The 11,452-nt window shown below is 58.2% G+C and carries 13 protein-coding genes; 4 read left to right on the top strand and 9 right to left on the bottom strand.

The window, feature by feature from the left end; translation table 11 throughout:
* Window positions 1-356 (top strand): ISL3 family transposase (locus ACY69P_RS08755; RefSeq protein WP_462327198.1); only part of this gene is annotated, 356 nt, incomplete at its 5' end.
* A 65-nt stretch (window positions 357-421) separates the two neighbouring features.
* Here the strand turns inward: ACY69P_RS08755 and dsrP are convergent.
* The 6 genes from dsrP to ACY69P_RS08725 are packed head-to-tail and all read right to left on the bottom strand — an operon-like array spanning window position 422 to window position 6,042.
* Complete coding sequence (dsrP, locus tag ACY69P_RS08750) at window positions 422-1,579, bottom strand: sulfate reduction electron transfer complex DsrMKJOP subunit DsrP (RefSeq protein ID WP_404845694.1); 1,158 nt, start codon at window positions 1,577-1,579, stop codon at window positions 422-424.
* A gap of 11 nt (window positions 1,580-1,590) precedes the next feature.
* Window positions 1,591-2,361, bottom strand: coding sequence for a sulfate reduction electron transfer complex DsrMKJOP subunit DsrO (gene dsrO / locus ACY69P_RS08745; protein WP_459897859.1), 771 nt, complete (start codon window positions 2,359-2,361; stop codon window positions 1,591-1,593).
* Window position 2,362: 1 nt separating this feature from the next.
* Window positions 2,363-2,746 carry a sulfate reduction electron transfer complex DsrMKJOP subunit DsrJ gene (dsrJ, locus tag ACY69P_RS08740; RefSeq protein ID WP_404845692.1) on the bottom strand — a complete coding sequence of 128 codons (384 nt, stop codon included), beginning with the start codon at window positions 2,744-2,746 and terminating at the stop codon, window positions 2,363-2,365.
* A gap of 14 nt (window positions 2,747-2,760) precedes the next feature.
* Complete coding sequence (gene dsrK, locus ACY69P_RS08735) at window positions 2,761-4,377, bottom strand: sulfate reduction electron transfer complex DsrMKJOP subunit DsrK (protein WP_462327199.1); 1,617 nt, start codon at window positions 4,375-4,377, stop codon at window positions 2,761-2,763.
* A gap of 15 nt (window positions 4,378-4,392) precedes the next feature.
* Window positions 4,393-5,436, bottom strand: coding sequence for a sulfate reduction electron transfer complex DsrMKJOP subunit DsrM (gene dsrM, locus ACY69P_RS08730; RefSeq protein ID WP_462327197.1), 1,044 nt, complete (start codon window positions 5,434-5,436; stop codon window positions 4,393-4,395).
* Between the two features lie 33 nt (window positions 5,437-5,469).
* Window positions 5,470-6,042: an RsbRD N-terminal domain-containing protein gene (locus tag ACY69P_RS08725; RefSeq protein ID WP_404845690.1), complete on the bottom strand. Its 573-nt coding sequence runs from the start codon at window positions 6,040-6,042 to the stop codon at window positions 5,470-5,472.
* A gap of 357 nt (window positions 6,043-6,399) precedes the next feature.
* Between ACY69P_RS08725 and ACY69P_RS08720 the strand changes: the two genes are divergently transcribed.
* Both ACY69P_RS08720 and ACY69P_RS08715 read left to right on the top strand, forming a co-directional pair.
* Window positions 6,400-8,151 (top strand): B12-binding domain-containing radical SAM protein, encoded by a 1,752-nt coding sequence (locus ACY69P_RS08720; RefSeq protein WP_462327196.1) that lies wholly within the window; start codon window positions 6,400-6,402, stop codon window positions 8,149-8,151.
* A complete protein-coding gene (locus tag ACY69P_RS08715) occupies window positions 8,148-8,807 on the top strand; it encodes a precorrin-8X methylmutase (RefSeq protein WP_462327195.1) in 660 nt (219 codons plus the stop codon). The genes ACY69P_RS08720 and ACY69P_RS08715 overlap by 4 nt, the downstream gene beginning before the upstream one ends.
* A gap of 120 nt (window positions 8,808-8,927) precedes the next feature.
* On the opposite strand, the gene ACY69P_RS08710 is transcribed toward ACY69P_RS08715, so the two are convergent.
* Window positions 8,928-9,278, bottom strand: coding sequence for a hypothetical protein (locus ACY69P_RS08710; protein WP_459897851.1), 351 nt, complete (start codon window positions 9,276-9,278; stop codon window positions 8,928-8,930).
* A gap of 277 nt (window positions 9,279-9,555) precedes the next feature.
* Between ACY69P_RS08710 and ACY69P_RS08705 the strand changes: the two genes are divergently transcribed.
* Complete coding sequence (locus tag ACY69P_RS08705) at window positions 9,556-9,960, top strand: hypothetical protein (protein WP_404845686.1); 405 nt, start codon at window positions 9,556-9,558, stop codon at window positions 9,958-9,960.
* A 99-nt stretch (window positions 9,961-10,059) separates the two neighbouring features.
* Here ACY69P_RS08705 and rbr read toward each other — a convergent pair whose 3' ends face one another.
* Both rbr and ACY69P_RS08695 read right to left on the bottom strand, forming a co-directional pair.
* Window positions 10,060-10,635: a rubrerythrin gene (rbr, locus tag ACY69P_RS08700; RefSeq protein WP_459897849.1), complete on the bottom strand. Its 576-nt coding sequence runs from the start codon at window positions 10,633-10,635 to the stop codon at window positions 10,060-10,062.
* A gap of 82 nt (window positions 10,636-10,717) precedes the next feature.
* Window positions 10,718-11,164 (bottom strand): Fur family transcriptional regulator, encoded by a 447-nt coding sequence (locus ACY69P_RS08695; protein WP_459897847.1) that lies wholly within the window; start codon window positions 11,162-11,164, stop codon window positions 10,718-10,720.
* Between the last annotated feature and the right edge of the window lie 288 nt (window positions 11,165-11,452).

Raw genomic sequence — 11,452 nt, 5'->3', positions numbered from 1 at the left:
GAATCCGGCTCTATGACCTGCTTCGAGCCAACAAAAATTTGATGAAGGTTTATATCCTCAAGGAGGATTTGAAGCGACTCTGGGACTACCGATACTCCAAAGCTGCCAAGCGGTTTTGGAAAGGTTGGTACCGCCGCGCCATACAAAGCCGAGTCGAGCCGCTCATTAAATTCGCTAAGCGCCTCAAACCTTACATCACGGGCATTATCTCACACTGCCGATATCCGCTACACACCAGCCTGCTCGAAGGGATCAACAACAAGATCAAGGTGATCAAACGGATGGCCTACGGCTTTCTCGACGACGAGTACTTCTTTCTCAAAATCAGAGCAGCCTTCCCCGGAATTGGGAGATGAACCACAAAAAAGGCCCGCTCCTTTTGGGGAGCGGGCCTTGTGGTGTCATGAAGCGGAGCGCGCGTTTAGGAGGCGGCTTCCTTCTTGACGCTGACGGCGATCTTCCACAGCACGGTCACGATGAGCGCGCCGAGGGCGTAGATGCCCATGGAGATGGTCAGCTCGATGCCGGTGGGCATGTATGGGGTAACACCCTCGAACATATTCGGGATGAAACCAGCCACGACGAGGCCGAGGCCCTTGTCGATCCAGGTTGCGATAACGAGGATGATGAGGGCGAAGATGAGCACCGGCTTGCAGTTGCGGGTCTTGGACGGGATGAGCAGCACCAGCGACAGGATGGCGAACACGGCCGCCGTCCAGAAGTAGGGCACCATCTCGGTGTGACCTTCCAGACCGGAGAACAGGTAGACGATGGACGCCTTGTGTCCCGGAATGTTGGAGTAGAACGCGGTGAACAGTTCGAGCATGAAGAAGAACACGTTGGCAGCCATGGCGTAGGTGATGATCTTCGCCAGGGTGCGCACGGCTTCTTTGCCGATCTTGAAGTCCGCGACCTTCTCCACGATCATGAGCAGCAGCAGCATGATGGCCGGACCAGCGCAGAACGCGGAGGCCAGGAAGCGTGCAGCCATGATAGCGGTCAGCCAGAAGTGGCGGCCCGGGATACCGGCGTACAGGAACGCCGTCACGGTATGGATGGAGAACGCGAAGGGAATCGAAAGGATTGCCAGCGCGCGCACCCAGTTCGCGTAGGGGACGCCTTTTTTCTGGGCTTCAAGGGAGGCCCAGCCCACGATGATGTTCAGGAGCATGTATCCATTCAGAACCATGGCGTCCCAGAACAGGATGGAGTTCGGCGTGGGGTGGATCAGCAGGTTGAACAGCCTCTGGGGCTGGCCAAGGTCGACGATGACGAACAGCAGGCACATGATGATAGCGCCGATAGCCATAAACTCGCCGAAGACGACCAAATTGCCGAACTTTTTATAATCGTGCAGGTAATAGGGCAGCACCAGCATAACGCCGGAGGCGGCCACACCAACCAGATAGGTCAACTGGGCAATGTAGAATGCCCAAGACACGTCACGGCTCATGCCCGTGACAGCCAGTCCCTCCTGGAACTGCACCACATAGGCGCCAAAGCCTATGGCGATGAGAACCAGCAGGAAGCCTATCCAGCTCCAGTATCTCTTATCTCCAGTAAGCGCTTTTTCCAGCATGGCTCACCACCTTAGATGATGTAGAAGACGCTGGGGCTCGTGCCCAGGTCCGGTTTGCGGCGGATGGTGTAGTGTTCCGCCAGGGCTCGCCTGACCTCGGAGTTCTTGTCTTCCAGGTCGCCAAAGAGGATCTTGCCTTCTGCTGCTTCGACGCAGGCGGGCATTTTGCCCTGAGCCAGACGCTCGACGCAGAAGTCGCATTTTTCCACCACACCCTTGGTGCGTGTGGGGTACTCGGGATTCTCTTTTTTCAGGCCCTTGCGGGGGTCCTGGAAGTTGAAGCTACGCGAGCCGTAGGGGCAGCCAGCCATGCAGAAACGACAGCCGATGCAGCGGTGCATGTCCATCATCACGATGCCGTCTTCGCGCTTAAAGGTCGCCTGCGTGGGGCAGACGCGCACGCAGGGCGGCTCTTCGCAGTGGTTGCACAGCAGCGGGAAGGGGCGGTGCTCCACATCTTCGGACATGAACTCAGCGTGAGCATGCGGGAAGGTGTGGTGGAAGCTCTCCAGCCACATCCACTTGATTTCCTGCGGTCCGTCGAACTCAGGAACGTTGTGGTAGCTGTGGCAGGCCTCGATGAGGGGCTTGTAGTCGTCCGCAGAGTGGAACTTGCGGGTATCGATGACCATACCCCAACGCTTCGCGGTGCGCGCCTCGGGGCTGGGGGTCATGTGGTCGTAATGGGGCAGGTAGCTGGCAGCAGCCTTACCTGCACCAGCGGCCACACCAAGCGCCGTGATGCCCGCGACCTTCAGGAAGTTGCGTCGAGTGTTTTTCATCCTACATACCCTCCTTGGGAGCGATATGGCAGTCCCAGCAGTACGGGCTGACTGCAGCGGCGTCATGGCACTTGTCGCAGAACTTCTCCTTGGAGGAGTGACAATCCATGCAGGTTTTCTGCAGGCTCATCTCGAAGTGCTTGCCGGTCTTCTTGCTGGTGTAGATACGATTGTTCATACGAACGACTTCATCGCGCCATTCGTTGAGCAGATGCATATGTTCTGCCTTCATCCACTGTGCATCCTCGATGCATTCCTTGGCCTTCGTGGGCTTCTGCAGCTCGGGCGTTTCATACGCCGCCTGGCCCACGTTGTACCAGAACGGGAACGTCATCAAGCCGAGGAACACAATGATTCCGGCTATGATTTTTCCACCGTCATACATTTAGGTACCCTCCATTACTCCACGTTGGGCAGGTCTTCACCGCGCAGGTCCGTCTCACGCTTTCCTTCACCCTTCATAACAAGGGCGTTGGCCACAAGCTCGTGCACACCGGTTACGTCAACACCGGGTGCCCAGTAGTTCGCCAGCGGCGGCAGGGTCGCACGGTCGATGGCGCAGATGGTGGCGAGCATGTTCACGTCGTGCTTTTCCTGCACGTGGCGCAGGGCGTTGCCTCGGGGCAGACCGCCACGCATGCGCATCTCCATGAACTCGTCCGTGTTCAGACCGGAGCCGCCAGCGCAGCAGAAGGTCTTTTCGCGGATGGTATCCTCGGGCATCTCATAGAAGTTGTTACACACGCTCTTGATGATTTCCCGAGGCTCGTCGAGCAGACCCATGGCGCGAGCCGGGTTGCACGAGTCATGGAAGGTCACCCGCAGATGGTCGTTACGGCTGGGGTCCAGGTTCAGCTTGTCGTGCTTGATCAGGTCCGAGGTGAACTCGGTGATGTGGATCATGCCGGTAGACGCGGAGTTCTCGAAGCGCGTTCCCGTGATGGGGCTGACCGGGGTTTCCAGACCGGAGGGACCATTCATGGTGTCCATATACTGGTTGATGACGCGCCACATGTGGCCGCACTCACCGCCGATGATGTACTTCACGCCCAGTCGCTGGGCTTCGGCGTACATTTTGGCGTTGAGCTTTTTCATCATGGAATCGGAGGTGAACAGACCGAAGTTGCCGCCTTCCGAAGCGTAGGTGGACCAGGTGTAGTCAAGGCCAATCTCATGGAAGAGCATGAGGTAACCCATGTAGGTGTAGGTGCCCGGGTCGGCGAAGATGTCGCCGGAGGGGGTGATGAAGAGGACTTCGTGGCCCTTTTCGTTCACGGGGCAGTTCACCTTCACACCGGTGATGTCCTCGATGTCTTCAACCATGAACTCCATCATGTCGTAGTAGGCATGAGGCTGGATACCCATATGGTTGCCAGTGCGGTTCGAGTTGGCCGCAGGCTCAAGGATCCAGTTGATGTTCAGGCCCAGCTCATGGAGGATTTCACGCGCCATCATGGTGATTTCCGCTGTGTCGATGCCGTAGGGGCAGAACAGGGAGCAGCGGCGGCACTCAGTACACTGGTAGAAGTAGAGGAACCATTCCTTGATGACGTCCTCTTCCAGCTTACGGGCGCCGGCGAGCTTGCCAAGAATCTTCCCGGCCAGCGTAAACTCGCCGCGGTAGATGGAGCGCAGCAGCTCGGCGCGGAGCACAGGCATGTTCTTGGGGTCGCCGCCACCGATGTAGAAGTGGCACTTGTCGGCGCAGGCGCCGCAACGCACACAGATGTCCATGAAGACCTTAAAGGAGCGGTATTTGTCGAGACGCTCACGGAAAGCGTTCTTGACGATTTCGCGCCAGTTCTCGGGCAGCTTCCAGTCTTCATCGGTGGGGGTCCACTGCCTGGCGTGAGGAAACTGGCCCTTGGTGGCGTCATTGAGATAGTTCACCACATCGGGCTTGCCGGGGTAACACCAGTTGCCCGGATGGAACTCGGGCGGAACATCCATCCAATTCTTTGAAGGAACTTTGTAGTCGTACTGCAAAAGTTCTTCTGGTTTCACATTCCAAGCCATCATTATCTCCTTGGGCTACTGGGCCTCGGTTTCGGCCTGTTCGACGGTCTTTTCCACGGGCAGACCGGCATCGATCATCTTTTCGCGGAACTCGTCCTCGTAGGCGGCGTAGCTGTGCGCCTTGATGGAAGGATCGTTCCAGGGATTCACGTGCCGCTTCGCCCTGTTGTTGTTGGCCAGGTTCCTGGTGGGGCACAGGAAAACACCGCCCATGTGCATCAGCTTGCTGAACGGGAAATACGCGATCAGCACACAGACCAAGAAGAGATGGACATAGAACACCACGCCAACCTCAGGCAGCTGCGCCGGGGGCGCAAAGCTGAACAGGCCCATGGTGATCTCCTTAATGCCCATGACGTCCGTCTTGGCAAAGAAGCGCAGCAGGATGCCGGAACAGGCGACAGCCATGATGAGGAACAGCGGGAAGAAATCATTCACCATGGAGATGTAGCGAACCTGCGGCAGCAGGATACGGCGCAGCAGGAGCAGCGTAACGCCGAGCACCAAGGTGACGTCCGTGATGTACAACGTGGGCGCGCCAATCTGCAGGAATCCGTCCACCCACTCAATGCCGGTAAGGAAGGCGGGAACGGGGTTCGTAAACAGACGGAAATGCCGCACAAAGACAATCAGGAAAGAATAATGGAAAATCAGCGCAAACAGCCACAGCCACTTGGCGGAAGCATAGCGGACCTTCATGTCCACTCCGTCCTCGGTGCTTCCAAAGCGCTGCACAGCCAGATTGCGGAACAGGGAACGGAAGAACAGCACTTCCATTGCCATGCGTACGAACACCTGCCAGCCAGTGGCGGGGTTGTCGTACTTGTCATGTTTGATCCAGCTATGGGAAAGCTGCTGTCCCGCAGTTGTTGGAATGCGGAACGGGACGGGCGATTTGGCCCATCCGATCACCTTCATGACGACGCCCACAAAGAACAGAGCGATCGCCAAATAGGGAATGACGATCCCAAAAAGGGTATGCATTCCCAGCGCCCCCGCACCCAACAGAGCGATCAGGATGAGTGCGAAGACTGTGAACAGTGAATACAAAGCGTTCATAAGCCCCTACCTCGATTAAAGTTGCAGTGCCAGTTACCCGTCACCGGACTCCGGAGCATCATCGTCCTTTTTTTCGGCCCACTCCGAGAAGTCACAAACCAAGCCGGCTCTCCTCAAGAGACCAGAAAAACGCTGCTTTGAGTCATTCAGCCGAAGCTCAAAGAGTTTTTCGCGGCATTTGGTGTAAATGTCGAACGCAATGAGTACCACGGTGTCCACATTGGACTCGAAGTCCCACAGGTCTTGGATGCATTCCTGCGAAAGCGCTTCGCCGGATTCCTCAACCTCTTTCGATGCGGCCTCGCGCACGACATGTTTGAGAAGCATGAATATGGCCGTGGCTTCGGAGGGAGAATACTCCTGCACCGCACGGATGCGGACCACGGTGTCGATAAGCGGAGCGAGGCGGTCGGAGGCCTCGTCCTGAAGAAGTTCGTCGTAAATGCCAGAGATGGCGGTCTTGATGTTCACCCCAACCGGGTTGCCCCAGGGGTGGTCCTTTTTCAAAAAGATGGAGCTCAGACCGGGGTAGGTCTTCACGATGAGGTCGAACCACCGTTCGAGAATATCGTCGCGCCGGGTCGTAAGCAGTTCTGCTAGCTTCATGGAAGACAACACTCTGTTGGAAGAAGGGAGATTTGCGTGCTTGGTCTGCAGGATGTTTCGCGTTTTACTGAAATATCCCGCAGATTTTGTAAACACGTGATAATCAATTTCAACCATGCACGGACAGGCGGATGCCCCCCTTATTCAGACATCCGCTCATGATTGAAACTTGGTCAGCATATAATGAATGTTAGGCCACTTCGTCAAACCTATTGTTCATTTTTTCACGACCGTGGTATGCCGCCCTCGGGCAGCCTACCCGGTTTTCCCTGGAAGTCGAACTCTGCTTCGGGTACACCCGCTGGAGCGGAAGGTCCGCGCCCAAATGCCAACCGTCAAGGACGTAACACAACGACCATGCCTCACAGACTCAGCATTCTGCTCATCTATCCCTATTGGCTCGAAGAGCGCACCCACACCGAAGACGTTGTCAGCGTCCCCATCGGGGTCTACTGGATCGCCGCCATGCTCAAGGAGCACGGCTTTGATGTGGAGGTCTGCAACTGGCACGACAAAGTCGGCTGCGGTGATGACATCCGCGCCGAGCTGGAAGCAAAGAAGCCCGATCTCATCGGTTTTTCCGTGCTTCAGGCCAACAGGTTCGGCGCGCTTGAAATAGCCGAAATCGCCAAACAGGTGAACCCCAAAGTTATAAATGTTTTCGGAGGTGTCGGCTCCACGACTCTTTCGGACTTTTTCCTTACCTCATCGGACAATGTGGACTGCTGCGTCATTGGCGAAGGCGAATACACCATGCTGGAGCTCGCCCAAGCCCTTGCCAATACTGAAACAGACTTCTCCCACATACACGGGCTTGCACGACGCGACAAGGCCGGAAACGTCATCCACACCCCGCAGCGCGAACGCATCCGCGACCTGGACGCCCTGCCCATTCCTGCACGGCACTTCTCGTACCAGCACGTTGCCCTTTCGCGCGGATGCCCGGGGCGCTGCACTTTTTGCGGTTCCCCCGCCCTGTGGGGAGGCAAAGTCCGCTTCCGCAGCCCAGAACATTTCGTGGATGAACTGGAACTGCTCACACAGCGCGGCGAAACATTCTTTTATGTTTCCGACGACACGTTCACCATGGACAAAAAACGCGTCATCGCCGTGTGTCAGGAAATCCTGCGCCGGGGGCTGAACATCGAATGGGCGGCCATCTCGCGTGTGGACCGCGTGGACGAGGACATCCTCTCGTGGATGCGCCGGGCGGGCTGCATTCAAATCAGCTACGGCGTGGAATCCGGCAGCGAGGACATCCGCGAGTTTCTGAACAAAAACGTCCGCACAGAAGATATACGGCGCGCCTTTGACCTCACCACGCGTTACGGCATCCTTGCCCGCGCCTATTTCATCTACGGCAGTCCCGGCGAGACCGAAGAGACCATTACCGCGTCCCTTGACCTCATCCGCGACATCCGCCCCCTTATTGTGCATTTCTTTATCCTGTCCATCTTTCCGGGAACAAAGCTCTATGAGATGTACAAGGAAAAGACCGGCGCCACCGACGACGTCTGGAACGCCCCGGTTGAGGACATCAAATACTTTGAGATGGACGACACGCTGGACCTTGCCACGGTTGAGGCCTACGGCACGCGCCTGCGGGAAACCTACTATTCGTGGCTGCCGGAGTTCGTGGACGCCATCGAACTCGTGGACGACCCCGAATTTGCCCCCTTGCACGCGGACTTCCTCGCGCGCCTTGGCATGACCTTCGCCCACGGCGACTACGCATCCAATCTGCACGTGCTGGACTCGCCAGACATCGCGGAGAAGCTGTTCCGCCGCGCCCTCGCCTACCATCCTGACGCCACAGCGGCCCTTGGCCTTGGCATGATGCTGCAAAAACGCCGGGAATACCCCGAGTCCATCCGTGTTCTCGCCCTTGGGCTGACCGGCAACCCCGGCCACGAGCGCATCAGCCTTGCCCTTGCCGTTAGCCTCATGAACTGCGGCGACTTTGAAAAGGCCCTCGCGCTGGCCGAACCCTTTTCCGAAACGCCGCAGGCCCTGCATCTGCGCATGGTCTGCCACCAGAACCTCGGCAACCATATGGACGCCGAGACCCTGCGCTTCCAGCTTGCCAAACTTACGGAGCAGTCCGCATGAGCGACACCCCAAAACTCCACTCCGCCTTTTCGCCGCACGGCATAGAGTCCTCGTCCATGGCCATCATCGACGCGGAAGTTCCCGAGCCGCGCCCCTTTACCGGCCACAGGTGGAACGTTGTCCGCCGCCTCATTCATACCAGCGCGGACTTTGAAATGCTGGACCTTGTGCGCTTTTCTCCCGGCGCCGTGCGTTCCGGCGTCGCCGCCCTGTCTTCGGGCTGCGCCATTGTCACAGATACCGAAATGGCGCGCATGGGCATCCCCATGCGGCGCATGACGCCCCTTGGGTGCACCGTCACCTGCCTCATGAATGATCCGGACGTTATGGCGCAGGCCAAGGCCACCGGCCACACCCGTGCCCGCATGGCCGTGGATACCGCCGTGGACCGCCTCCAGCCCGCCATTTTCGTCATCGGCAACGCGCCTACCGCCCTGCTCCGCCTTATGGAGCACATTGACGCCGGCGCCATCCGCCCCGCCCTTGTGGTGGGCATGCCCGTCGGCTTCGTCAACGCGGCGGAATCCAAAGCCCTACTGGCCCAGCGCACGGACGTTCCTTTCATTACCATTGCGGGCCGCAAAGGCGGCTCACCCCTTGCGGCGGCTTGCGTCAACGCCTTGGCGGACATTGCCCTCACCGCCGCAGGCGAATAGTCCACCGCGCACCCCATCCATCAAAAACAGGCACAGGGCCGATCCCTCGCGGAATCGGCCCTGTGCCTGTCTCTGCGTCAAAACACCGCCACAGCCCCACACGGAGGCCGCAGACGGCGGTTAATTCATCATTGTGCTTTCGGTGCCACTCAGGACGAGATGGGATTCCATCTCCAGTTCGGACGATTCATCAATGACGCCGCGCGCTCGGGTGGCGGAGGAGGTCATCCGCGCCATGATGCGCTGGTAGCGCTCGCGGTCCGCACCGCGCAGGCCGTCTTCAAAGCCCTTTTCATTCAGCATTCCCAGCATCTGGCTCATGGCCGATGCCAGTTCGCCGTATTCACGAATCATTCTGTCGCAAATGCCGCCTTCGCGCATATCCTCAAGAAAGGCTACACGCATGGTCTGCTCTGCGGTGTTCGTCCGAAGTGCCGCACCTTTTTCGCCAAATCCGAAGTCGTATTTCATGGCTGCCCTGCTCCTGTGCCGCCATCGGCGACGGGTTTCGCTCGCGCGGGATGCGCTCCAAGGGCAAAAGCAAAAAGCAGTCCAGACCGTGGAAGGTCCCGCAGCGCCGCGCCTGTGCATACCGCGCAGGGCCTTTGCCCATGGCTCACAGTTGCAGCAAGGCGGGAAATTGACGGTGGGGCCTAATGTTTTGGCCCCCGCCGCCGAAAAGAGGTGTAGCGGAGACGCTTTTGGACGTCTCTGGCCCACGTGAATTTGCAACAGATGGAGGCCGAGCATGCCGCAGGTCGTATCCCTTGACGCCTTCAGGGCGCGCAAGGCGGCGGTCGCATCACCACCGCTCACACCGTACCCACCGCCCGTCATCAACGACGGGCAGATATTCGCACGGAACTATTCACAGCTGGAAAGCGTGGTCTTCGCCGTTTTGAAAATTCGCGAGATTTTGCGCTACCACGTGAAGGACAACGAGGAATGGCAGTATCACCTGCTCTGTCTGCTGGATGTGGCCTACCACTTCGAGGCCGCCAAAAGCCAGCTGCTGGTGGAGACCTGCCACGCCCTCAAAGAATACATCATGACGTCCATGACGCAGGACAACGCCAGCGACCTGACCGCGGCCCTGCTTCTGTGCGACCTGGTGGAAAAGTCCCCGGCCCGGTCGTCCGCGCCAGACATCTAGTCCGCGCCAAGCGGCACCACCCTCACAAAACAACAGCCCCCGGCGCATGCGCCGGGGGCTGTCTTTTTCATATCGCGGCTGGGCGCGACCACTCAGGGGCTACCAGTTCTTGGTCAGCACTTCGAAGTGCGCCTGAGGGTGCGCGCAGGCGGGACACAGCTTCACAGCTTCGGTGCCCTCGTGGATGTAACCACAGTTGCGGCAGCGCCACACGATGGTATCGCGCTTCTTGAATACGGTGCCGTTTTCGATGTTCGCGGCGAGGTCGCGGTAGCGCTCGTCGTGGAACTGCTCGGCCTTGGCAATGGCCTCGAAAATGGCGGCGATTTCGTCAAAGCCTTCCTCGCGGGCGACCTTGGCGAAGGAGGGGTACATGTGCTCGTGCTCTTCCTGCTCGCCAGCGGCAGCGGCCTTCAGGTTCTCAAGGGTGGAACCGATGGTGCCAGCCGGGAACGCCGCACCAATCTCGACCTCGCCGCCCTCAAGGAGCTTGAACAGGCGCTTGGCGTGTTCCTTTTCCTGATCAGCGGTCTCGGTGAAGATGGCGGAAATCTGGACGTAGCCTTCCTTCTTGGCAACGCTGGCCCAGTAGGTGTAGCGGTTGCGTGCCTGAGATTCGCCGGCAAAAGCAGTGAGAATGTTCTTTTCAGTCTGCGTACCCTTGATGGATTTCATGTCGAATTCTCCGTTCGAGTATGTTTAACAGTTCGCTATTGTAGAGGATATGTCAGAAGTCTTCTTCGTCAAGAGGGGGAGACTACTGTCTGGTCTGTGTTGCGGCTTCGGGCATGGCGCCCTCTTCGTCCAGCTTCTCCTTGCACGCGTCGCACAGGCCCGTAAATTCAAGCGTGCCCCGCGTAATGGAAAACCCTTCGCACCGGAAATTTTCAAGGGCGGGGAGCGTTGCGTCGCCCAGCACCTCAACATCGCCCACACGGCCACATCCCATGCACCGCACATGGTGGTGATCCATAGGATTGCCGTCAAAGCGCTTCTGGCTTCCGGCCGATTCCAGCTTCAGTATCTCTCCGCTCTCGGAGAGGACCTCCAAGTTGCGGTAAACAGTTCCAAGACTCACCCTTGGGAGCCGCTCCCGCACAATTTCATACAACTCATCAGCAGTTGGATGACTCGTGAGCTTGCGGAGCTCCTCCAGGATGATTCGCCGTTGCTTCGTCATCCTCTTGGGACTCTTTGCTTCCATATCGGCACCCTCCTTACACAAATAGGAACTATTATCGTTAAGCGTTTTCGTCAAGAGGAATTTTGCGTTTTTTTGTTGGAATGGCAAGGGGTGGAGGGAATGAGGGTGGTTTGGGGAGTGGGGGGAGAAGAAGAGGGGGGCAGTGGAAGAGAGAAGAGGGAGAGGGAGAGGGGCGGTGGTGGTTGGGAGTTGTGGTGGCAGGGCCGAGAGGTGCTTTCGGTGGAATTTCTGGGTGTTGTCGCCGTGTCTCCGACGGCCAAAGGGTGATGGGGGAACCTTGCAGGATTT

The sequence above is a fragment of the Desulfobaculum sp. genome (genome assembly GCF_054921475.1).
The sequence above is the reverse complement of the archived record's forward strand: the minus strand, read 5'-3'. Positions and strand labels throughout refer to the sequence as shown.